This is a genomic window from Sorangium sp. So ce145 (assembly GCF_051525985.1).
In the GTDB taxonomy this organism is placed as follows: Bacteria; Myxococcota_A; Polyangia; order Polyangiales; family Polyangiaceae; genus Sorangium; species Sorangium cellulosum_B.
In genome coordinates, this window is the sequence record NZ_CP150315.1 from 6923563 (window position 1) to 6946506 (window position 22944).

The window sequence follows — 22944 nt, forward strand, 5'->3', positions numbered from 1 at the left end:
TCGCGCCTGGTACCGTGCGCGATCAGCGCATCGGACGTGAACGCGCTGCTACCATCTTACCTAAACCCCCTATGGGAGATCATCTTAAATCGGAGAGCCTCGCGCCGGCTGCAGACCCCTCCGGTCTCTGTCTCTGTCTCTGTCTCTGAGCGGGGCCGGAGGGCAGCGGTCGCCGGGACGCGCTCAAAGCGCAATAGAATTCCGTCGCCACTGTCGAGCAAACGCGCCAACACTGACCAACACTGACCAACACTGAATACGTGCCCGGCGCCGACGGTTGGCGATCGTCGTCCCAGCGCTCAGTCGCGTCCTCGGCGTCCTCGGCGTCCGCCGCGTCCGCTTGCTATCGCACGGACGCTCGCACGGAGGGTGGACGCCGGGGCCTTCGCCCGTGGCCGCCTCGCGCGACGGCGGCAGGTCAGTCTTGCAAAGCCTTTCTGCTCCCTGGCCAGCTGGCGCGGCGCCCCTGGGCGCCACGCGGCAGGATCATCATCAGGAGGACCTCAAAGCATTGTTGTCGAGCAGCGGGTCGCTGCACGATCGAGGAAGCTAGCATGAACTCTTTTTCGATTGTATGAGGGATATGTGTCATCGCGATTTCTGACTTTCCGCGCGGGACCCGGGCGCATGATCGCGACGGGGGTGTGCGCTGGATCGCCGGCGCGGGCCGACTCCACCCCGCGCCTCCCGCGCCTCCCGCGACTTCCGCGTATTTTGCGAGCAACGACGGCCGGGCTCACCGCCATGGCGGCGGTCAGCGCGGCCGCCATGGCCGCCGTCCTGCTCCTGGGCGAGCGCCCTGCGCTGGCGGATCCGGGGGAGCCGGCCGAGATCGAGGCGCGCCGCCTCGTCCATGTGCTCGGCTATGTCGCCATGGACTATGGCGGGTGCGTCGCGAACGGCGCCGTCACCAGCGTCATCGAGTATGACGAGCAGCTGGCGCTGCTCGGCGAGGCGATCCATGTCGCCGCCCGCATCCAGCCGTCCGCGCTCGAGAGCGGGGCGGGCGACCTCGCGCAGGGCATCGTCGGCGTGCGCGAGCTCGTCGAGGCGAAGGTCGCCGCGGATCGAGTCGCCATCGCGGCGAGGGGCGCGCGCGACCGGGTCGCGTCCGCGTTCCGGCTGGCGGAAGCGCCGCTCTCGCGGCCCGACGCGCAGCGCGGCGCGGCCCTCTACCAGGAGAACTGCGCCACCTGCCACGGCCCGACGGGGCACGCCGATACCCGGCGCGCGGCGAGCCTGGTCCCGCACCCGGCGAACTTCCACGACGCGATCATCGCCGAGCAGCTCGCGCCCGTCGGCGTCGAGTCCGCGGTTCGATTCGGCGTCAGCGGCACGGCCATGGTGCCGTTCACGTTTCTCTCCGCCCGCGACCGCTGGGACCTCGCCTTCCACGTCGCCGGCCTCCACCACCCCGAGCCCGGCGAAGGCCCGAGGCCGCTCGATCTGCCGGACTACTCCATGGTCGAGCTCGCGGTCCGCTCCGACGCGGACCTGCGCGCCGAGCTCTCCGCGCGCGGGATCCCCGCCGAGCGGCACGGGGCGCTCCTCGCGGAGCTCCGGCGGCGCGTCGCTTATGGCGGCGAGGCCGCGTCACACCCCCTCTCCATCGCGCGCGCCGCGCTCGACAGGGGGCGCGCCGCGCTGCGCGAGGGCAGGCTCGCCGACGCGCGCGAGGCGCTCGGCACAGCCCAGCTCGACGGCATCGACGTGGCCGAGGCGAGCGTCCGCACCGTGAAGGAGGCGCTCGCGAACGACCTCGGCGACGGCGCCTTCGCCCTTCGAGCGGCGCTCGCGGCAGGCGCGACGACAGACACGCTCGACGCGGGCATGGCCGCGCTCCTGCGCGACGCGACCTACGCCGAGGTCGCGCTCGCGCGGTCCGGGGGCGCGCCGGGTCCGGTCGTGGCCCAGGTCTCCAGCCGCGTGGCGCTGCGCGAGCTCGCCGCTGCGGCGCTGTTCCTCGCCGCGCTCCCCGCCGTCGCGTCGTCACGGAGCCGGCGAGTCGTCCACGTCGCGTCGGGCGCGGCGCTGCTGCTCGCGCTCGCCGCCTGGGTCGCAGCGGCGCTCGGGCACATGGCCGGCTTCTGGCGAACGCTCACGGCAGGCGCGACGATCGCGCTCGCGCTCGCCGGCGCGGCGGCGCTCGCCCGGCGGCGCGGCGCGCGGCAGGAGCGCTCGCAGGAGCCATTGCATGGCGGCCTGTCGCGAGGCAGCCGAGCGGCCGTGTTCGCGACCGCGCTGCTGGCCGGCTTCGGCGCGGCGTTCTCGGCGCTCGACGCCGCGCTCGGGGTGTCGCTCCCCGTCGCGCCGCCCGCCGTGGCCGGGGTGTTGATCACGCTCGCGCTGCTCGCCGCAGGCGCGGCGCTGGTCACCCGCGCGAGCCGGGCGGCCGCGCGCCGCTGGGCGAGCCCTCCCGCCTGGCTGGCCTGTCTGCTGTGCGCCCCGCTCGCCGGCCGCGCCGTGGCCGCCCTCCAGCTCTGCGGGTTGCTGCCGCTCCACCGGCTGCCGCTCCCTCGCTTCACCGCGCTCGGCATCTACCCTGCGGTCGAGACATGCCTCGTCCAGGCAGCGCTGCTCGGGCTCGCGCTCGCCGGCGCGGCCCGCGGCCGCCGCGCCGAAGGCGCGTGTTGACGGACGCCGCGCTACGCTCGGTAACACCCGGTGATGCCGCGCCACGATCGGTAACGCGGTCGGTTCATCGACATCGCTCGAACACTCCGCGCCGTGCATCCGCGCGACTCCAGCGCTTAGGGCATTGCAATGCGCGGTCGAGGAAGAGCGCGCCCGCGGCGCCGTGATACGGTCGACGCCACAGGGCTGTCGCCACGGAGCTCGCCGGAGCTACCGAATCGCCGACAGGCGATGGCGGAGGCTTCCTCACGACGACAGTTCATGTAGGGAATGGTCGCTCCGCGCAGGCGAGCTGCCTTGATTCGACAGGCCGAGCAGCGCTGGGCCGGCGAGGGGCCGCCAACCGTTGTCTCGCGTCCGCGCCGCGGCGGCTCGCGTCGCGACCGACGCGCTTCCATTCTGGCACGCAGCGTCCTATCGTGATTGGCCGAAGCTTCTCGGAGATCCCTTCCATGACCATGAACAGCAAGCTGGCTTTTGCGCGGTGGACCAGCGGGTGCCTCATTGCGGTGCTCGGAGTTGGATGTGCCCAGATCTTCGGCTTCGATAAGTCATACGAGGTGGGGAAGGGCGGCGCAGGAGGGGGGGGCGAAGGCGGCACCGGCGGCACGGACGCGGGCGGCGGGGGCGCTGGCGGCGAAGGCGGCGAGGGCGGCGAGGGCGGCGCAGGAGGGGATGCGGGAGGCGGGGGCGCTGGCGAAGGCGGCGCCGGCGGGGATGCGGGAGGTGGAGGAGAGGGGGCAGGATGCCCGGAGCCGCCGCTGGGCGACCCGACGCTGGAGCTGTCGTTGATCGACGACATGGAAGATGACGACCATTTCATCATCGAAGTGGAAGATGAGACGAACCCACGGCGGGGGCTCTGGTTCGTAGCGAACGATGGCAAGGGGACGCAAACGCCCGGAGTGGGCGAGCAGTTCGTGATGAGCCTCCTCGAACCGCCGCGCGGCGACAGCACGCTGGCAGCGCACGTCGTGGCCGACGACTTGTTCGAAAGCTGGGGAGCCCTCTTCGGCTTCCAGCTGAACAGCCCTTCGTCGTCCCAGCTGGGCCTCTACAACGCCTCCGAGTTCAGCGGTGTCACCTTCTTTGCCTACGCCGATGAGGGCTCCTACAACAAGGTGCTCGTGGACGTCGTCGACGCGCAGACCTGGCAGGATGGCGGCATCTGCACCTCTGCTGACGGCGGGTGCAGCGATCACTTCACCAAGACCGTCACGCTGACGAAGTGCTGGACTCAAATCAAGGTGCCCTTCGCCAGCCTCAAGCAGTCCGGCTGGGGCCAGGCGTTCGACGCGCCCGACCTGACGCAGGTCTGGGCCATCCAGTTCCGCTTCGCAGCGAGCCGTCAATTCAGCGTGTGGATCGACGACGTGGCGTTCTACAAGGAGCCGGCGCCGGAGACGGAACCCGGGGGCACGACCCCGTGAGCGCCGGAGCTGCGCGCGAGCTCGCGACGAGGGTCGAGCCCGCTCGCCGTCGAGACGCAGGTGCCGACGAGGTGCAACCCGAGCACGGCGCCGATCCCCTCGCCCGCCCATAGTCCGAGATCGAAGAGCGGCTCGAGCCCGAGCTCGGTGAGCGCGAGGGCCGCCGCCGGCTCGGCCGCGCGGTGCGCCGCGAGGAGCCACGGCCGGAGCGTCGGGGCCATCCTGGCGGCGCAGAGGGCCGCGGCGCACGCCGTCAGCCCGTCGACGACGACGCCCACGCGCAGCCGCGCGGCCTCGAGCGCGAAGCCGGCCATCGCGGCGATCTCCAGCCCGCCGACCTTCGCCAGCACATCGAGAGGGTCCGTGGGATCGGGCGCGTGGAGCGCGAGCGCGCCGGCGACGACGCCGGCCTTGCGCGCGACGCCCTCCGCGTCGAGGCCGGCGCCCGGTCCCGCGAGGCTCGCCGGCGGCGCGCCCGTGAGGGCGCACAGGATCGCTGTCGCCGCCGTCGTGTTGCCGATCCCGAGGTTGCCGAGGCCCGCCAGCGTGACGCCCTCCGCGGCGAGCGCGCGTGCGGTCTCGGCGCCCGCCTCCATCGCGCGAGCCGCCTCGTCGCGCGTCATCGCCGGCTCGCGCCGCAGGTTTCCGGTGCCGCGCCGCACCACCCGCGGTACCAGCGGGACGACCGGCGCACACGGCAGCGCCGAGAGATCGCCCGCCAGGCCGACATCGACCGCGACGAGCCGCACGCCGTGGCGCGCCGCCAGCGCCGCGACCGCCGCGCCCCCGGCCATCACGTCCGCGAGCCTCGCCGTCGTCGCCGCCGAGGGGTGAGCGCTCACGCCCTCCGCGACGACGCCGTGGTCCGCGCAGAACACGGCCAGCCCCGGCGCGGGCAACGGGAGCGGGAGCTCGCCACGCACGCCGGCCCACCACGCCGCAAGCTGCTCGAGCCGCCCCAGGCTGCCCGCCGGCAGGCCGAGCGTGGCCTGGTGCGCACGGGAGGCCTCCATGGCGGCGGCGTCCAGCGGTGGGATCGCCGTCGTCCGGAGCGATGAGCGCGGCGGCTCGCTCGCGCGGCCCGCCGCCGGCGTGGCGGCGTCCTCGCGGTCTTGCCAGATGCCATGTTCGTGGACGACCTCATCGACCGCGCGCCGCTCTCGCCAGCCGCTCTCTTCCAGCATCGGTCGCCGCCGGAACGCGACGGGGTGGCCCAGGCAGAGATACGCAATCGGCTCCACGCCCGGCGGGAGGCGCAGCTCGGCGCGGAGGACGGCGGGCTCAACGATGCTGACCCAGCCGACGCCGACGCCCTCGGCGCGCGCGGCGAGCCAGAGGTTCTGCACCGCGCAGCACGCGCTCGCGCGCACCGCCTCGGGCTGGACGATGGTGCCCAGGATCGCCTCCCCGCGCGGCCTCAGGTCGACCGCGACGCACACGTTGAGCGACGCCTCGAGGATCCCCTCGAGGCGATAGGAGAGGTACTGCTCGCGCCGGCCCTCCGGAAAACGGGCAGCCTCCGCCTGGCGGCAGCGAAGGAAGCTCTCGCGGATCCGCGCGCGCTGCGCCTCGTCACGCACCACGACGAAGCCCCAGGGCTGGGAGAATCCCACGCTGGGCGCCATGTGGGCGGCCTCGAGGATGCGCCGCAGGACAGCCCGGTCGAGCGCGCGCCCCGGCTCGAAATGCCGCACGTCCCGCCGCAGGGCGATGACGTCGTAGACCGCCTGCCGCGCTCCCTCGTCGAAGGCGGCGACGGCCTCCGGGACCAGGTACGACGGTTCGTGTGTGGCGTTCACCGCGGTCAGCTACCACAGTTGCCAGGCGATGGGCAGCCGGCGGCCGCGCGCTGCAGACGGCCCCCCTTCGCGCGTCTTGCCTCGAGCCAGCGAGCCGCGCCGATGGGGCTCTGGGCGAGCGGGACCGCCGTGCTCGGCCTCCGCGCCGATCGCGCCCATCACGAGGGCGCACCCCGGGTGGACGCGGCTACCCCGCCCTCGACAGGGAGAACCCCTCGTATCCCTGAGCCGCGACCGCCTCGCACCGCTTTCTGTAGGCGCCGACGCCCCCGGCATAGGGCATGAGGACGCGCGGCTTGCCAGGGATGTTCGCCCCGACGTACCAGGAGCTGGCCAGCGGATACAGCGTGCCGCCGGCCACCTCGTTGGCGTGCGCGACCCACCCCTCCTCCGCCTCGGCGGTGGCCTCGATGCACGCGAAGCCTCGCTCTCGCAGGTACGCGATGCAGTCCGCGATCCATTCCACGTGCTGCTCGATGGAGACGATCGCATTGCTGAACACGGACGGGCTCCCAGGCCCGGTGATCGTGAACAGGTTCGGGAAGCCGGCGACGGCGACGCCGAGGTACGTGCGCGGGCCGTCGGCCCACCTCGCCGCGAGCGGCTCGCCGCCCCTCCCGCGGAGCTCGATCCTGGTCAGGGCGCCCGTCATGGCATCGAAGCCCGTGGCGAACACGAGGCTGTCGAGCGTGTACTCCGCGCTCCGCGTCCGGAGCCCCGTCTTCGTGATCTCCTCGATGGGTGACGCCTTGACGTCGACCAGCGTGACGTTCTCCCGGTTGAAGGTCTCGTAATAGCCGGTGTCGACGCAGAGCCGCCGGGTGCCCAGCGGATACCCCCTCGGCGACAGCGCCTCGGCGACGGCAGGGTCGCGGACCGTCGCGCGGATCCGGGATCGGACGAACTCGGCGGCGGTCTCGTTGGCTTCCCGGGACCGCATCACGTCCGAGAACGTGGCGAGGAAGCCGGTGCCGCCCTGCTCCCAGCGAGCCTGATACGCGCGCTCCCGCTCCTCGGGCGGCACCTCCAGCGCGGACCGCGGGTCGACATCCATGATGACCCCGGCGCGCGTCTCGCGGGCCCTCTGCCGGTGCTCCGCGTAGTTCGCCTTCATCCACGATTCATGGGCCGCCTCCAGGGGCGCGTTGCGCGCTGGCACGCTGAAGCACGGGGTCCGCTGGAAGACGAAGAGGCGCGCCGCCTGCTCGGCGATGGCCGGGATGACCTGGACGCCGGACGAGCCCGTGCCGATGACGCCGACGCGCTTGCCGGTGAAGTCGACGCCGCCGTGCGGCCAGTGGCTTGTGTGGTATCGCTCGCCCCCGAATGCCTCGAGCCCCTCGATGTCGGGCACCTTCGCGGCGGACAGGCAGCCTGTCGCCATGATCAAGAACCCGGCGGACACGCTGGCGCCGTCGTCGGTCCGGATCACCCACCGATCCGCCGCCTCGTCGAAGGCGGCCGCGGTCACCCGCGTCCGGAGCTGGATGTGCGCGCGGAGCTCGAACCTGTCCGCGACGTGCTCGAGATAACGCAGGATCTCCGGCTGCGTGGCGTATCGCTCGGTCCACGTCCATTCCTGCTGGAGCTCGGGAGAGAACGAATAGGAGTAGTCCATGCTCGCGATGTCGCAGCGCGCGCCGGGGTAGCGGTTCCAGTACCAGGTGCCGCCCACCCCGCCGCCCGCCTCGTAGACGCGGACCGAGAGGCCGAGCCGGCGCAGGCGGTAGAGCATGTACAGACCCGCGAACCCGGCGCCGACGACGACGGCGTCGACGCGGCCCAGAGGCGCCGGGGTGTCTCCTGAACGATTCGACTGCACGTCAGACATGATGTTCGCCTCCCTCTCCGGACATGGGTGCGCGGGAGGCCGCTCGAGGCCCCGCGCGCTCGCTTCAGAGACGCGCGCCGCCCTGCGCCGGCGCCGGGCGTGGGGCGCGGTGGACGCGAAGGGCGAGCGCCATCAGGCTCAGGACAAGCACCACCCCGAGGTGCACGAGGCCGCTCCACCCCAGCGCCGACAGGAGCGCGCCGGACGTGAGCGACGCCGCGCCGCTGGCGGCGAACACGCACAGATCGTTGACGCCCTGCGCCCGGAAACGCTCGGGGCCGGACCGGCTGCGCGCGACCAGGGTCGTCGCGGTCACGAACACATAACACCACCCGATCCCGACCAGCGAGAGCCCGACCAGGTGCCCTCCGAACCCTGGAGCCAGGCTGATCACGAACCCCGCGAGCAAGAACAGCAGCCCGAGCCCCTGGAGCGCCGCGATCGACATCCGCTTCAGGAGGGCGCCGACCGAGAGCGAAGGCAGGTACATGCTCAGGAGGTGCACCTCGATCACCCAGCCCGCCTGCCGGATCGAGCGCTGCTCGACGCCGCACATCTGGAGGGGCGTCGGCACCATGATCAGGCTCATCACGAGGAAAGCGCCGGCGCCCATCGCCACCATGGGCCAGTACAGCGCGCGAGCCCCCGCGTCGGCCGCGGCGGAGGCCTCCGCGGCCCGCGCTTCCTGCGGCCGGTACGACACGAACGCGAGCGCCGCGACGAGCTGGAGCGCCGAAAGGACGAGCAGGGCAGAGGGCAGCTCGCTCGACGTCCGTCCTTCCAGCAGGCCGAAGAGCGAGATGCCAGGGACGATGCCGAGCGCGCTGGCAAGCTGGATCATGGTCAAGAGGCGCGGCGCCCGATGGCTCTCCTGCCCTTCGAGGATCGCGAAGCGGTACTGCTGCACGAAGGCGCCGTGCAGGCCGACGCCGGAGACCGCCGCGCAGAACAGCGGGAGATCGGAGCGGTCCACCGCGCGCGCCGCGAGCGCGAGGCAGCCGGCGGACAGGAGCGCCGCGGCGATGAAGCAGGGCTTGCGCCCGAAGCGGCGCATCAGCTGGCTGGCCGGCCAGGTGCCCAGGGCCGAGGAAAGCACGAGCACGGCCACCGGGAGCGTCGCGAGCCGCATGTCCCTCGCGAGCCGCTCACCCACCACGCTGCCGGCGAACTGGACCGACACCACAGAAGCGATCCCCAGGACCTGGCAAAGCAGCAGGACCAGCGTGTTGACGGACGTGGCGGGCGCAGGCACCGCGACGACAGCCTGACGGCTCAACGGGCGCGCTCCACGCACGGCAGGGCGGCCCCGTTCCCCGCGTCGAGCGCGGCGATCGCCTCGAGGGAGAGGCCCAGGCGCTCGTGGAGGAAGCGCACCATCGTCCAGTGAGGAAGCGCGCCCTCGTCGAAGGGGCCGAACTCGTCGCGGTAGAGCGGCAGCCAGCGCAGCGCCTCCTCGATCGCCTGCTCCCGGCTGGCCTGCGCCTCCTGATAGTCCTCGTAGGGCAGGCTGCGGTGATGGATGAAGAAGCGCCCCGGGAGGCGCTCCTCGCACAGCTCGCGGTACTCCCGCGTCTGCAAGATCAGGTAATGCCAGACCTCGTCGATCGCCTGCTCCACCGGCAGGAACAGCCCGGCCAGCGGCTCCGGATAGCGCGATATCAGGTAGAGGTACCGCAGGCATTCGAGCACCTGACGCTCCACGATCGCGGGCTCCTCGCCGGTGGTCCGCACGAAATGGCGCACCACGCCGGAGAAGAACGCGCCGTCGAGCCGCGCCTTCAGCGCGGCGGCCGTCACCCTGGGTCGTTCCATCGTCACGAGCCACCTCGCTCCGCGGCCTCGCCGCCCTGCACCAGCCATGCGTACTTCCCGGACTTGCCGATCGCGATGTGGGAGCGGTGCTCGAGGACGCAGTCGAGGCCGGCGCCCTCCCAGATAAGCTCTCGCAGCGCGCGCGCCGCGGCCGGGCCGACGGGCGCGCCGTCGAAGGTGGTATAGAGCAATCGGCCCCGCCGCTGCCCCTCCGCGTGGAGCTGATAGACGAAGACGGACGGCGCGGAGACGGCGATCCAGTCATCGAGATCGGCCTGCGAGATCGGGCCCCTCTCCCTGGCCCAGAAGAGCTCCCGCTCGCGCCCGCAGAACCGGCGGATCCGGAGCGGATCGGGGGAGCCGTCGACCGTCTCGGCGCAGTCGCCCGAGCGATAGCGGATGAGCGGCATGCAGGGGTTGCGCACGCTCGAGACGATGAGGCTGTAGATCGCGCTGCCCTCCTCGACGGGGATCAGCTCCAGGTGCATCTGGTCCAGGTAAGGCCAGTAGCGGCCGTGACGATCGCTGTAATACAGATAGCCGAGCTCGGTGCTGCCGAACAGGTCGACGATCGGGCACTCGACGTGCTCCGCCAGGAACCGCCGCACGTTCCTCGGCGTGAGCTCGTAGGCGTGAACGATGCTGGCCGGCCTCGGAAAGCGCTCCCACGCTCCCATGTCCATGGCCTTCTTCACCAGGTGAGCGAGGTGGTAGCCATCGCAGTCGAGGTGGTAAAGACGTCGCGGATGCGCATCTCGAACGGCGCTCATCTCGTCGAGCATGCGCTCGACATCGCCGCGATCCCACAGCGCCGGGTCGAGCCGCAGGTTGATATAGAGCGTCCGCTCGTCGAGCCGGCGCTCCTCGAGGCTGGGGAGCGCCGGCGCCTCGGCGCCGCGCCGCCTCGCGGCGAGCCGCGCCACGTGCTCGGTCGCCAGCACCGTGGTGATCGAGACGCGCTGGCAGCCCTCATGCCAGGTGACCGCGATGTCGGGGTGCTCGCTCCACAGGCGGTAGTACGACTTCAGAAGGAAGAATGGCGGGCGGATGATCTGCATCCGCGCGTGGTTGGTCCCGGTCGAGAGCACGAGCTCCGCCTCGCCGACCTTCAGCGCCTCGGCGAGCCTCGGGGTCATCCAGTTGTCCGGAAATCCTCTTGCGATCTCCGGCTTGTCCAGGATCGGGAAAGAGCCCTTCTCGATCGACTGTCGGTAGATAGGGATGTCCCTGACCTGATCGATCATCGCCGCGAGCGTCGGTGCGTGGGCGTCCATCGGTCGACTCCAGGAAAAAGGTTGAACAGCCATCGAGAAGCGCAGCCCCCATCGGTCCGGGCGCGCGCGAGCGAGGCAGAAGACCACGGCAAGATGAACCTGGTCCTGCCGCCTCGCTCGCGGCCCCGGCGGCTCCGTCAGCTGATGCAGCCGGCCTTCTTCGAGATGCAGCCGGCCTTCTTCGAGATGCAGCCTTGCTTCCGCGAGATGCAGCCGGCCTTCTTCGAGATACAGCCTTCCTTCCGCGAGATGCAGCCGGCGTCGAGGGTCGGCGCACCGGACGTGTTGGCCGCGATCCACTGCTTCCAGAGACGATCCTGGGCGATCTGCCGAATCAGGTGTTCCATTCGAACCTCCGATGATGTGATGGTGAACGATGCAACCACGGCGCACACGTCCGCGACCCGCGCAGGGCGGCGGTCGTGTGCTCGACGGTCCGGCAGACACTATTTGTGGGCAGCCCGACCGTCTGGCTGACTATACGGTTCAACCCAAAGGGGTCAAGGCGGGCAATCCGTGGGGGGATCGCGCCGCCCGGCCATCCGCCGAGTCGGCCGCTCCAGGACCAATGAAACTATCTCGGCGCGCGCACGCGCGAGCCTGCGATTCGACCGCTGCAATTCGCATTGAAATCGATCCTGTCGCGACGATACCCAGATGAGAGCGTGGCAAATTGTCCCGCGCAACCCGACGATCGGCGTCACCCTCGCCCGCGCGGGACACCGCGTCTTCGCCGGGATGCGCGCGATCACGTCGAAGAACGCGGGGCCGGCGTCCGAGCTCGCGGAGCTCGCCGCGCGCGAGGGGCTCGCGCTCCGCGTGATCGAGCTCGACGTGACGAGCGACGCCTCGGTCGACGCGGGCGTTGCGCGCGTGCTCGACGAGGCGGGCGGCGTCGACGTCGTGATCAACAACGCGGGCTTCCCGTCGCAGGGGCCGCTCGAGGCGTTCACCGTGGCGCAGGCCGAGGCGACGCTCCAGGTGAACTACCTCGGCGCCGTGCGCGTCAACCGCGCCGCGCTGCCCGCGACGCGGCGGCAGAAGAGCCGGCCGGGGAGCGGTCACTGCGCACCGTGCTCGACCCGCTGGGCAACGGCGCCGCGGAGGAGATCAACCGCAGGACCGACGACGTGCAGCGGGCGTACATCGAGCGGATGGGCCTCGGCGGCGCGCTCAGGCGAGCCGGCGGATAGCGCGCAGCAGCCGGGATCCGCGGGGCGCGGAGATCTCCGCGCCTCCTTGGGACACAAACCCTCTCCGAGTCCCGTCACCGCGCGATTGTCAAGACCGAACCGGGCTGCCAGCCTGGCTCGCGTGCCTGTGCACCAGCAGCTGAAATGAAACACCGTGTCCATCCGTCGCTGCGTCGCGCAACGCGCGTCATTCGTCAGCGGTGCTCCGCAGGCTCCGCTGCGAACGGGCGCTCCTGCGGGTGTGGCCGAATGGCGCAGGATGAAGTGATTTTCGTCTAGGGGCGCGAAGGGCGGCCGGGCTACCCTGGCGACGGGTCGTCGGCCTTTCTGCCCGAGCGCAGCCGCTCGTGTTCGTCCTGGTCCTGCCCGAGCGCAGCCGCTCGTGTTCGTCGAGGTGTGTCGTGAGGTTGAGAACGTCTTATCTGGCTTTGGCCGTGGGATTGCTGCAAATAGTCGCCGCCTGTGGGGGGGGCGCGCCCTCCACCACGGGCGATCCTGGCGTAGGCGGCGCGGGAAGCGCGACCTCCAGCGGCTCCGGCGACGGCGGCGGTGGCAGTGACTTCGGCTCCGGCGTCGCCTCCGGCGGCGGCGGAAGCGGCGGCGGGCCCGATCCCTGCGCCGTCGACGACCCGCCCCCCGAGTGCCTCTTGCCCCAGGAGCCCGCCTGCGGCGACGGCGAGATCAACCAGGCCAGCGAGGCGTGCGACGACGGCAACAGCCTGCCCGGCGATTGCTGTTCCGGTCTGTGCGAGATCGAGCCTTACTGTGCATGTCCGCCCGGCGAACCGTGCGTGCTGACCATCGCCTGCGGCGACGGCGTGGTCGATCCGGGCGAGTTCTGCGACGACGGCAACACCGCTGACGGCGACGGCTGCAGCGCAGACTGCATCGTCGTCGATCCCTCGTACGTCTGTCCGAGGCCGGGCGAGGCGTGCACGCTGCTCTACGACTGCGGCGATGGCCGCGTGAACGGCTCCGAGGAGTGCGACGACCGCAACGAGACGCCCGGCGACGGCTGCAGCGCGGACTGCAAGCGGGAGGCGGGCTTCGTGTGCCCGAAGCCCGGGCAGCCGTGCGAGCGCCTGCCGGTCTGCGGCAACGGGGTCAAGGAGGCCGGCGAGCTCTGCGACGACGGCAACGCCGCGAGCGGCGACGGCTGCTCGAGCCTCTGCCGACAGGAGTCCTTCTACGTCTGCACGACGCCGGGGCAGCCCTGCGAGCTCCTGATCCGGTGCGGCGACGGCGCCGTGGATCCGGGCGAGATCTGCGACGACGGCAACGCCCAGGGCGGCGACGGCTGCAGCGCCGACTGCAAGACGCTGGACCCGCTTTACGCGTGCTCCGAGCCGGGGAAGCCCTGCATCCTCCTCTATCGCTGCGGCGACGGGCGCGTGAACAACGGCGAGCAGTGCGAGGACGGCGACGACCCGCCCGCCTCCGGCGACGGCTGCAGCGCGACCTGCATGCGCGAGCCCGGCTTCGTGTGCTCGAAGCCCGGACAGCCGTGCGAGCGCCTGCCGGTCTGCGGCAACGGCGCCCTGGAGAGCGGCGAGCAGTGCGACGACGGCAACACCGCGAGCGGCGACGGCTGCTCGAGCCTGTGCCGTCAGGAGGCCTTCTACACCTGCCCGACCCCGGGTCGGCCCTGCACCCTCCTCTACTGGTGCGGCGACGGCGCGATCAACCCGGGCGAGGTCTGCGACGACGGCAATACCGTGGGCGGCGACGGCTGCAGCGCGGATTGCAAGGCGATCGACCCGATCTACACGTGCCCCACGCCGGGTCAGCCCTGCACCCGCCTCTACTGGTGCGGCGACGGCCGTGTGAACGACGGCGAGCAGTGCGAGGACGGCAACACCCGGAGCGGCGACGGCTGCAGCGCCACCTGCATGCGCGAGGAGGGGTATCAGTGCAGCCGCCCCGGTCAGCCGTGCACCCGGCTGCCGGCCTGCGGCAACGGCCTCAGGGAGACCGGCGAGCAGTGCGATGACGGCAACACCGCGGGCGGCGACGGCTGCTCGAGCCTGTGCCGGCAGGAGTCCTTCTACACCTGCCCGACCCCGGGCCAGCCCTGCGAGTTCTTGATCCGGTGCGGCGACGGCGTGCTCAGCCCGGGCGAGGTCTGCGACGACGGCAACACCGTGGGCGGCGACGGCTGCAGCGCCGACTGCAGCGGGGTGGACCCGATCTACACGTGCACAACGCCGGGTCAGCCCTGCACCCTCAACTACTGGTGCGGCGACGGCCGCGTGAACGACGGCGAGCAGTGCGAGGACGGCGGCTCCCCGCCTGCGTCCGGCGACGGCTGCAGCGCGGACTGCATGCGCGAGCCGGGGTATCAGTGCAGCCGGCCGGGCCAGCCGTGCACCCGGCTGCCGGCCTGCGGCAACGGCCTCAGGGAGACCGGCGAGCAGTGCGATGACGGCAACACCGCGGGCGGCGACGGCTGCTCGAGCCTGTGCCGGCAGGAGTCCTTCTACAGCTGCCCGACCCCGGGCCAGCCCTGCGTGCTCCTGTTCCGGTGCGGCGATGGCGCCGTGAACCCCGGCGAGCTCTGCGACGACGGTAACACCGCGGGCGGCGACGGCTGCAGCGCGGACTGCAAGACGGTGGACCCGGCGTACGTGTGCCCCGAGCCGGGCAGGGCCTGCGTCCTCGTCTACCAGTGCGGCGATGGGCGGGTGAACAACGGCGAGGAGTGCGACGACGGCGACTCCGTGTCGGGCGACGGCTGCACGGCGGACTGCCGGATCGAGGAGGGCTGGGTCTGCAAGCCCGGCCAGCCCTGCACCGTGAGGACCTATTGCGGCGACGGCACGGTGCAGCTCGGCGAGCAGTGCGACGACGGCGGCGGGGAGAACCCTGTCGGCGGCGACGGCTGCACGCCGCAGTGCAAGATCGAGGTCGGCTGGACGTGCCCGCCGGGCGGCGGGCGCTGCACCCCGCCGCCGGCGCCCGTGTGCGGCGACGGCAAGATCGGCGGCACCGAGGTGTGCGACGACGGGCAGCAGCCCCCGGTGAGCGGCGACGGCTGCAGCGCCGACTGCCAGACGATCGAGGACGGGTGGGATTGCTCGCGCGTCGGGTTCCCCTGCAAGACCGTCTGTGGCGACGGCGTCAAGAACGGCGCCGAGCAGTGCGACGACGGCAATCCCTTCTCGGACGACGGCTGCGACGAGAACTGCCGGATCGAGCCCGGCAGCATGTGCGACGACGGCGAGCCCCAGGACTGCACGGGCTTCTCCGTCTGCGGCAACGCCATCCGCGAGGGCACCGAGGCCTGCGACGACGGCAACGGCAACTGGCGCGACGGCTGCACGCCGGACTGCAAGGGCGAGCCGGACTGCAGGGGCGGCGCGTGCATCTCGAAGTGCGGTGACGGCATGCTCCTGCCCGGCGACACCACCGAGGCGTGCGACGACGGCAATACCGTGAGCGGCGACGGCTGCTCCGCGACGTGCACGATCGAGCCGGGCTACACCTGCACCGTTCAGCCCAGCGAGATGCGGCTGCCGATGGTCATCCGCGACTTCATCGGCTGGTGCCCGGAGGGCAACAACAGCAGCTCGAGCAACACCCAATGCGACGCCATCCTGACGGACGGCGTCATCGGGCACTTCGACTTCGAGATCACGGGCAACGGGCAGACCGACTACACCGTCCAGACGACGCTCGACAGCGCGGGCAAGCCCGTGAATGCGTACGGCGCCGGCCCCTTCCTGCCGACCGCGAACACCGGCTGGACCACGGGGCAATCCAACTTCCAGTGGTGGTACCGGGACAACCCGACGTACAACAGGACGCTCGTCACCACCATCGAGCTGCTCCCAAACGCCGGCAGGTATGTGTACCAGCGGAACCCGTTCTGGCCGGTGGACCGCGACCCGCCGGGCGCCGATCCCGTGCTCAACAACCTGGTCTCCGCCGGGCTGGAGAGGGCGCAGGACCAGGGGCACAACTTCTACTTCACGAGCGAGGTCCGGTACTGGTTCCAGTTCATGCCGAACGGCGCCGCGGCCGATCCGGTGCTCACCTTCTTCGGTGACGACGACGTCTGGGTCTTCATCAAGAACACGCTGACCGCGGACATCGGCGGCATCCACGGGCAGCTCCAGGAGAGCGTGACCATCCTTGATAATGGCGACGCACGCGTGACCCCGTGCACCGCCGCTGCCGGCTGCACGAACCGCGGCACCACCTACGACGTCGACCTGAACCTCGAGCCGGGCAAGGTCTACGAGATCGCGGTGTTCCAGGCCGAGCGCCACGTCACCGGGTCGAACTACCAGCTCACGCTGTCGGGCTTCAGCGCCGGCACGTCGGTGTGCACGCCGCAGTGCGGGGTCGACGAGCCGGTCGTGACGCCGGGCGAGGAGTGCGACGACGGCAGCAAGAACGGGACGGGCTACGGCCAGTGCAACAACTGCCAGCTCGGGCCGTACTGCGGCGACGGCGAGAGGAACGGCCCGGAGACCTGCGACAACGGGGTCAACAACAGCACGTACGCCAACGCCTCGAACGCCTGCGCGCCGGGGTGCGTGGCCCCGCCCCGGTGCGGCGACGGCGCGGTCAACGCGCCGTACGAGGCGTGCGACCTCGGCGCCGGCAACACGGCGAACGGCTACGGCGGCTGCACGCGCGAGTGCCAGATCGGGCCGTACTGCGGCGACGGCATCAGGAACGGCACCGAGGGGTGTGATGACGGCGTCAACGACGGCTTCTACGGCACCTGCAACCCGAACTGCACGCCGGCGGCGATGTGCGGCGACAACCGCGTCGACGCCGACTGGGGCGAGGAGTGCGACGACCCGGCCGACCCGAACTGCGTGCGCTGCCAGCGCGGCGAGCACTGCGGCGACGGGACCACGCAGCGGGACCTCGGCGAGGAGTGCGACGACGGCGTCAACGACGGCGGGTACGGCCAGTGCGGGCTCTCGTGCCTCTACGGGCCGCGCTGCGGCGACGGCATCGTCCAGCCCGAGGAAGAGCGCTGCGACCTCGGCAGCGCGCAGAACACCGGCGGGTACGGCGGGTGCACCGCGACCTGCAACTACGGTCCGTACTGCGGCGACGGCATCAGGAACGGCGCCGAGGCGTGCGACGACGGCGTGAACGACGGCGCGTACGGCACCTGCAACGAGAACTGCACGGCGGCTCCGAGGTGCGGCGACAACCGCGTCGACACCGAGTGGGGCGAGGAGTGCGACAACGCGGCCGACCCGAACTGCCTGAACTGCCAGCTCCCCCCGCAATGCGGCAACGGGATCACGCAGCCGGCCCTCGGCGAGGAGTGCGACGACGGCGTCAACGACGGCGGGTACGGCCAGTGCGGCCCCGCGTGCCTCTACGGCCCGCGCTGCGGCGACGGCATTGTCCAGCCCGAGGAAGAGCGCTGCGACCTCGGCAGCGCGCAGAACACCGGCGGGTACGGCGGGTGCACCGCCTCCTGCAACTACGGTCCGTACTGCGGCGATGGCATCAGGAACGGCGCCGAGGGGTGCGATGACGGCGTGAACGACGGCGCTTACGGCACCTGCAACCCGAGCTGCACGCCGGCGCCGAGGTGCGGCGACAACCGCGTCGACACCGAGTGGGGCGAGGAGTGCGACAACGCGGCTGACCCGAACTGCGTGAGCTGCCGACTCCCCGCGCAGTGCGGCAACGGGATCACGCAGCCGGCCCTCGGCGAGGAGTGCGACGACGGCGTCAACGACGGCGGGTACGGCCAGTGCGGGCCCGCGTGCCTCTACGGGCCGCGCTGCGGCGACGGCATCGTCCAGCCCACCGAGGAGGACTGCGATCTCGGCAGCGCGCAGAACACCGGCGGGTACGGCGGGTGCACCGCGACCTGCGACTACGGGCCGTACTGCGGCGACGGCATCAGGAACGGCGCCGAGGCGTGCGACGACGGCGTGAACGACGGCACCTACGGCACCTGCGCGCCGGGCTGCACGCCGGCGCCGAGGTGCGGCGACAACCGCGTCGACGCGGACTGGGGCGAGGAGTGCGACAGCGCGACCGACCCGAACTGCGTGAGCTGCCGGCTCGGCGCGCACTGCGGCGACGGGGTGATCCAGCCGCAGTTCGGCGAGGAGTGCGACGACGGGATCAACGACGGCGAGTACGGCAAGTGCGGGCCCTCGTGCATCTTCGGGCCGCGCTGCGGCGACGGCATCGTCCAGCCCGTGGAGGAGGACTGCGATCTCGGCGAAGGCAACAACAGCGGCGAATACGACGGCTGCGATGCTCTCTGCCAGTACGGGCCGTACTGCGGCGACGGCCGCGTCAACGGCGCCGAGACCTGCGACGACGGCGTGAACGACGGCTTCTACGGGAGCTGCATGCCCGACTGCAGCCCGGCGGCGAAGTGCGGTGACCGCCGCGTCGACGAGGAGTGGGGCGAGCAGTGCGATCCCCCGAACGAGGCCACGGGCTGCAGCAACAACTGCCGCCTCGGCGGGCAGTGCGGCGACGGCGTCGTCCAGCCCGGCGAGCAGTGCGACGACGGCAAGAACGACGGCGGCTACGGCCAGTGCGGCCCGCGCTGCCAGCTCGGCCCGCGCTGCGGAGACGGCATCCGCAACGGCCCGGAGCAGTGCGACGACGGCGACGGCAACAACACCGGCGGCTACGGCAAGTGCGCGCCGGGCTGCGTCTACGGCCCGTACTGCGGCGACGGCAAGGTGCAGAAACCCTACGAGGCGTGCGACGACGGCAACCGCACGGGCGGCGACGGCTGCAGCCTGACCTGCCAGCTCGACGGGTTCCCCAACTGATCGAGCGAAGGCGGGCGCGCGGGGCGAAGGCGTCGTTCGACGCCTCCCCCGCGGGCCCGCGACGCCGGCGCAGCGCCGCGCGTCGCTCGGGTCGACCTCCTCCCAGATACCGCCGCTAGCTCGCGGTGGCCGCCCTCGGCGGCCCGGGGCGCTGCGGTGCCTTCACCAGAACCGGCCGACGAGCCCCACCCCGCCGAGCCCAGGCCCGAGGATCGGCGCGGCCGAGAGCTCGAGCATCGGGCCGCCCGTGCGCGCGGGCGCGGGGTCCGTGCGCGCGGGCAGCGGCGGCGGGTTCGGCGTGTCGAACGCGTAGAACACGAAGCCGCCGAGGGCGAACGCCGCGGCCGTGCCGAACAGGCCGACGGTCGCGTTCGCGAGCTCGTCGCGCGTGTCGAGGTGAGCCCGGTAATCGCCCAGCTCCTCCTCCGAGATCCCCTGCTCCGCGCGCTTCTCCGCGATCTCGCGCGCCTGGTCCTCTTCCTCGAGGCCCGAGGCCAGCGTCAGCACGCCGACGCCGGCGGACAGGACCCCCATCGCGACGAGGCCATAGGACATCTTCCGCTGGAAGGAGCTCGTGAGGCCCACCTCGATGACGAGGCGCTCGCCGCGGCGCAGCGACAGCTCGCGAGAGAACGGCCCGTGGCCGTTCTTCGTGGCGACGAAGAACCGCTTGCCCGGGGCGACCTGGAGGAGCGGCAGCGGCGTCGTGCCGACGAAGCGCCCGTCCAGCGTGACCTGCGCGCCGACGGGGCCCTTCACCTGGAGGAGCGCCGGCCGCTCGCGCAGCTCCCGGTCGATCCCGAGGATGTCCCCCTCGATCGCGACCACCTCGCGCTCCTCGTCGACGTGGCCGTCGGCCGTGATCTTGATCCGGTGCTTGCCCGGCTGCACCTCGGCCATCAGCGGCACGTCGGCCAGCGCGCCGCCGTCGATGGATACGCGGGCCCCCGCGGTCGGCGAGGTGACGTTGATGCGGGTCCGCGGCCTGACGTCGGGCGGCGCCGCCTCCGGCGCGGCGGGCGACGACGGAGCGCTCGCCTCGAGGCGCGCGGCGATCACCCCGAGCTCGCTCAGGGCCTCGGTCGCGTCCGCGCGGCGCCCGCCCTGCGGGACCTGCTCCAGATAGCGCCGGTAGTTCGCGATGGCGGCCCGCAGCGCCTCGGGGCTCTGCTCGACCACGTACAGGCGCCGGTAGGCCTGGGCCAGCGAGAACAGGAGGGCAGGGCGCGGCGCCTTCCTGTACGCCGCCTCGAACGACTGCACCGCGTCGCGGTACCGTGTCGCCGCGTAGGCCTGGGCGCCGGCGTTGTAGAGCGCCTTCGCCTGCTCGATGTCCTCCTCCGCCGAGGCCGCGCTCGGCGCGAGCGCGGTCGTCGCGAAGGCCATGAGCACGACGCACAGCGAGGTCTTCATCGGCGGATCGGGACTCCTTCGTGGACGCGGAGCGCGCCGTCGCTGAGCACCGCGAGATCGTCGACCCCATCGCCGAGGACGTCGCACGTCGCGATCGCGGAGCCGCCGGGGATGCCGTCCAGCTTGCGGAGCTGGTGCTGGCCGAGATCATGGCAGCTCGCCGCGCCGTCGCCGCACACGTCGAGCGCATAGGCCGCGCTGCGCGTGAGCACGACGAGCGACCTTCCCATCCCGTCGTCGACGCGGGCGAAGTCGACGCTGGTGACCTCGCTCGCCAGGTCCTCGAGGTTCGGGTCGGATACCTCGAGCTCGATCGGCGCGTCGAGCGCGCCCTCGCCCGTGTTCCAGAAGACGGCGAGCCGGCTCGCCGTGATCGTTCGCGTCCCTTTCGCCAGCTCGTACGCAATGCCCACGACGTCCGCGTGGCCGTCGCCGTCCATGTCGCCGGCGCGGAGCCCCCCGTACAGCGTGTGAGGCGCGGGCGAGAAGGCCGCCTCCGGCGCCTCGAAGGCGCCGCTCGCGCCGCGGCGCACGAGGGTGACCGCGCCGGCCAGGGCCGGCGTCCCCGGCTCCGCTGCCGCGTCCTCCGCCGCGACCTCGATCGGCAGCGAGAGGACGAGCTCATCGGTTCCATCGCCGTCGAGATCGACGGCGACCCCATCCAGCGCCCACGCGGGCTCCCGGGAGGGAACGAGCTCCGCGGGGAGCGAGACGCGGTGCTTGACCTCGTCGACCATGGCGATGACGCCCGAGTCGACCGCCGGCAAGAGCCAGAGCTCGGCCGAGCCCCGGGAGGAGCCAGGGCTCGGAGGAGCGATCGTCAGCGAGGCGACCTCCGCACGATCGCCCGCGAAGCGGCCGGCGATGCTCCTCACGGCGCGCAGCTCGCCTGCCTGCCGCGCGTCGCCCGAGCGGACGAGCGGCAACGGCGGCAGCAGCGACCGCGAGCTGCTGCCCTCGATGAGGCTGAACGCGACGTCGCCGCCGTGCGAGAAGAGCACGCTGATGTCGTCCACGGCGTCGTCGGGCTTGGGGAGCCGCACCGCCGCGATGTCGAGGAGCCCCTCGAAGGCGCCGAGCCGCACCGGCGGCTCCGGCGCCTTCATGTACCGGCCGAAGCAGACGGCCAGCGTCGGGTGGTCCGCGCTCGACAGCGAGCTCCCGGCGCTCTCGGCGAACGAGAGGTCCGGCAGGAGATCGCCGTCGAAGTCGCCCACGACGAAGCTCGAGACGTTGCCCAGCGTCGGGATCTTGAGCTCGTTGAGCTTGAAATCGGAGGCCTGCGCGCCGGGGACGCCGTTGAAGAACGTCAGATCCGTCGCGTCGGCGGAGCCGGCGATGACGTCGGGCGCGCCGTTGCCGGTCAGGTCTGCGATCACCGCGCTGGTCCAGCGCCGGCCGTTCGCCGGCGCGAGCCGGTCGAACTCGACCTGGTAGGGCGGAGACGGCCGGGCCTTTCCGAGCCTCACGGCGTCGGGGTCCACGATGTCGATCACCCCGTCGCCGTTGAGATCGCCGATCGCGACGGGGGCCCCGAAGCCGGGCAAGCGCCCGGAGCTCATGTCGCCCGCCGGGTACGAGAGATCGCCGTACGGCGCCATGCCGCCGAACGCGCCGCCGCCCGCGCCCTCGGCGACGTCGAGCTCGTAGCAAGGCGCGCCCGCGGGCAAGCGGGGATCGGGCCGCGCGCACGTGGCGCCCACGAGCAGATCGAGGACCTCGTCGCCGTTCACGTCCCGGAGGAAGGCCGCGCCCGCGATCCGCGCGCCCGCCGGGAGCTCCACCGCGGTGTGCGCGCCGTCGTCCGGCGAGTAGATGTGCACGGCCGAGTCGTCCGCGAGGGCGACGACCACCTCGTGGAGCGGGCCGCCGCCGAGCTCCGCGCTCACGAGCGGACCGGCGACGTCGCGCAGCCCGCGCTGCCGATCGATGAACGACAGCCGGCCGCTCTCCGACCCCTGCACGACGGCGATGACATCCTCCGGCGCCGCCCCACGCGTGTCGGTCCCGACGACCAGGGCGACCCACGTCTGTCCGTCCTCGCGCGTGCTGCCGACGGGCAAGAGCCGCGCGCCGCGGAGGATCGTCGTCTCGGACGCCGCGCCGAGCAGCGAACCCAGGCGAAACACCGACGCGAGCACGGGGACCGGCGCGAACGTGCGGCCCGGCTCGCCGCTCAGGATCGCCACGCCGGGCCCCACGCTGAGCGCGATGTCCGTCGTCTGGTCGTCGGTGAGGCGCGCGAGCGCGGGCGTGTCCCCTGCAGAGGGGATCGACACCTGGGTCCCCACCGTGCTGTTCGCATCGAAATAGAGCGCCTCGAGGCTCGTCGAGCCGACGCCCACGAGGTCGCCGCGGCCGTCGCCGTCGAGATCACCCGTGATCAGCCGCTGCGCGCCGAGCGGCAGCGCGGCGCCGAGCGGCTTGAAATTACCCGTGGAGACGCGGCACACGCCGTCGACCCCGCAGCCCCACCCGCTCGGGCACGCGGCGTCCACGTCGTTGCACACGAAGCGGCACTCGTTCTCGCTTCCGCGCGGGTTGCACCAGCTCGTCGAGGTCGCGCCCTGCGCATCCTGCGTCTTCACCTCGCAGGGCTCGCGCGCCTCGAAGCAGTCGCAGTCCTCGTTGCGCGACGGCTCGATGACGCCGTTGCCGCACACGCCCGGGGAGATCTCGCCGAGCTCCACGCACCCGGCGGAGCCGGCGGCCGCGACGAGCAGCGCCGCGGCCCCCCCGATCACCCGCACGTATCGCCTGAAGCCGGACCGCGCGCGCATGC

General features: G+C 72.1%; 12 protein-coding genes. 4 read left to right on the plus strand and 8 right to left on the minus strand.

The features are described from left to right. Nucleotides 1-744: 744 nt before the first annotated feature. Both WMF34_RS25450 and WMF34_RS25455 read left to right on the plus strand, forming a co-directional pair. The gene (locus WMF34_RS25450; protein ID WP_437989405.1) at nucleotides 745-2634 is read left to right on the plus strand and encodes a c-type cytochrome; all 1890 of its coding nucleotides are present in this window, start codon (nucleotides 745-747) and stop codon (nucleotides 2632-2634) included. A gap of 452 nt (nucleotides 2635-3086) precedes the next feature. After that, nucleotides 3087-4064, plus strand: a complete 978-nt coding sequence (locus WMF34_RS25455; RefSeq protein WP_437989406.1) for a hypothetical protein — start codon at nucleotides 3087-3089, stop codon at nucleotides 4062-4064. Here the strand turns inward: WMF34_RS25455 and cobT are convergent. The 6 genes from cobT to WMF34_RS25485 form a co-directional block, all read right to left on the minus strand. After that, the gene (cobT, locus tag WMF34_RS25460; RefSeq protein WP_437989407.1) at nucleotides 4016-5863 is read right to left on the minus strand and encodes a nicotinate-nucleotide--dimethylbenzimidazole phosphoribosyltransferase; all 1848 of its coding nucleotides are present in this window, start codon (nucleotides 5861-5863) and stop codon (nucleotides 4016-4018) included. The two genes, WMF34_RS25455 and cobT, sit on opposite strands and share 49 nt — an antisense overlap. Nucleotides 5864-6050: 187 nt before the next feature. Then, a complete protein-coding gene (locus WMF34_RS25465; protein ID WP_437989408.1) occupies nucleotides 6051-7694 on the minus strand; it encodes a flavin-containing monooxygenase in 1644 nt (547 codons plus the stop codon). Nucleotides 7695-7758: 64 nt separating this feature from the next. After that, a complete protein-coding gene (locus tag WMF34_RS25470; RefSeq protein ID WP_437989409.1) occupies nucleotides 7759-8970 on the minus strand; it encodes an MFS transporter in 1212 nt (403 codons plus the stop codon). Continuing rightward, nucleotides 8967-9506, minus strand: a complete 540-nt coding sequence (locus tag WMF34_RS25475; protein ID WP_437989410.1) for a glycine-rich domain-containing protein — start codon at nucleotides 9504-9506, stop codon at nucleotides 8967-8969. The genes WMF34_RS25470 and WMF34_RS25475 overlap by 4 nt, the downstream gene beginning before the upstream one ends. A gap of 2 nt (nucleotides 9507-9508) precedes the next feature. Then, nucleotides 9509-10780: a hypothetical protein gene (locus WMF34_RS25480; protein ID WP_044965745.1), complete on the minus strand. Its 1272-nt coding sequence runs from the start codon at nucleotides 10778-10780 to the stop codon at nucleotides 9509-9511. Between the two features lie 137 nt (nucleotides 10781-10917). Then, nucleotides 10918-11127: a hypothetical protein gene (locus tag WMF34_RS25485; protein ID WP_437989411.1), complete on the minus strand. Its 210-nt coding sequence runs from the start codon at nucleotides 11125-11127 to the stop codon at nucleotides 10918-10920. Nucleotides 11128-11437: 310 nt separating this feature from the next. Between WMF34_RS25485 and WMF34_RS25490 the strand changes: the two genes are divergently transcribed. Continuing rightward, nucleotides 11438-12121: an SDR family NAD(P)-dependent oxidoreductase gene (locus WMF34_RS25490; protein ID WP_437989412.1), complete on the plus strand. Its 684-nt coding sequence runs from the start codon at nucleotides 11438-11440 to the stop codon at nucleotides 12119-12121. A gap of 292 nt (nucleotides 12122-12413) precedes the next feature. Continuing rightward, nucleotides 12414-18749: a DUF4215 domain-containing protein gene (locus WMF34_RS25495; protein ID WP_437994664.1), complete on the plus strand. Its 6336-nt coding sequence runs from the start codon at nucleotides 12414-12416 to the stop codon at nucleotides 18747-18749. Between the two features lie 162 nt (nucleotides 18750-18911). Here WMF34_RS25495 and WMF34_RS25500 read toward each other — a convergent pair whose 3' ends face one another. Further along, a complete protein-coding gene (locus WMF34_RS25500) occupies nucleotides 18912-20162 on the minus strand; it encodes a PEGA domain-containing protein (protein WP_012237582.1) in 1251 nt (416 codons plus the stop codon). Continuing rightward, complete coding sequence (locus WMF34_RS25505) at nucleotides 20159-22942, minus strand: FG-GAP repeat domain-containing protein (RefSeq protein ID WP_044965749.1); 2784 nt, start codon at nucleotides 22940-22942, stop codon at nucleotides 20159-20161. The genes WMF34_RS25500 and WMF34_RS25505 overlap by 4 nt, the downstream gene beginning before the upstream one ends. Nucleotides 22943-22944 lie beyond the last annotated feature (2 nt).

What these genes read in the sequence shown, in the direction of transcription:
- WMF34_RS25450 (WP_437989405.1), top strand. Translation starts at nt 745, where the DNA reads ATGGCGGCGGTCAGCGCGGCCGCCATGGCCGCCGTCCTGCTCCTGGGC.
- WMF34_RS25455 (WP_437989406.1), top strand. Translation starts at nt 3,087, where the DNA reads ATGACCATGAACAGCAAGCTGGCTTTTGCGCGGTGGACCAGCGGGTGC.
- WMF34_RS25465 (WP_437989408.1), bottom strand. Translation starts at nt 7,694, where the DNA reads ATGTCTGACGTGCAGTCGAATCGTTCAGGAGACACCCCGGCGCCTCTG.
- WMF34_RS25475 (WP_437989410.1), bottom strand. Translation starts at nt 9,506, where the DNA reads ATGGAACGACCCAGGGTGACGGCCGCCGCGCTGAAGGCGCGGCTCGAC.
- WMF34_RS25480 (WP_044965745.1), bottom strand. Translation starts at nt 10,780, where the DNA reads ATGGACGCCCACGCACCGACGCTCGCGGCGATGATCGATCAGGTCAGG.
- WMF34_RS25485 (WP_437989411.1), bottom strand. Translation starts at nt 11,127, where the DNA reads ATGGAACACCTGATTCGGCAGATCGCCCAGGATCGTCTCTGGAAGCAG.
- WMF34_RS25490 (WP_437989412.1), top strand. Translation starts at nt 11,438, where the DNA reads ATGAGAGCGTGGCAAATTGTCCCGCGCAACCCGACGATCGGCGTCACC.
- WMF34_RS25500 (WP_012237582.1), bottom strand. Translation starts at nt 20,162, where the DNA reads ATGAAGACCTCGCTGTGCGTCGTGCTCATGGCCTTCGCGACGACCGCG.
- WMF34_RS25505 (WP_044965749.1), bottom strand. Translation starts at nt 22,942, where the DNA reads ATGCGCGCGCGGTCCGGCTTCAGGCGATACGTGCGGGTGATCGGGGGG.